The sequence below is a fragment of the Neisseria sp. P0007.S010 genome (genome assembly GCF_051962875.1).
GTDB lineage: Bacteria > Pseudomonadota > Gammaproteobacteria > Burkholderiales > Neisseriaceae > Neisseria > Neisseria subflava_A.
Genome location: NZ_JBQCUX010000077.1, coordinates 1 through 222 on the forward strand (window position 1 = coordinate 1; position 222 = coordinate 222).

The window sequence follows — 222 nt, forward strand, 5'->3', positions numbered from 1 at the left end:
CGCCAAGTCGATGCTGTAGTCGGTCACGTTGTCGGCCTTTTCAGCGGCGGTAACGGTCACTTTGCTCGAACCGGCGCTCGCAGTCGTGCCTTTGGCGTTGACGGTGTAAACGTCTTGGCCTTTATTGCCGACTCCTTTAACCACGTCTTTGATGTTGGTACCGGCTGCAACTTCGGTACGGGCGGCGGCGCTTTGCTGTTTCAGCTGGCTGTAGTTGACGGC

Annotated in this window: 1 protein-coding gene; it reads right to left on the bottom strand. The window is 57.7% G+C overall.

Translation table 11 applies throughout. The features are described from left to right. Positions 1-222 (bottom strand): hypothetical protein (locus ACTHR7_RS10970; RefSeq protein ID WP_440370829.1); only part of this gene is annotated, 222 nt, incomplete at both ends.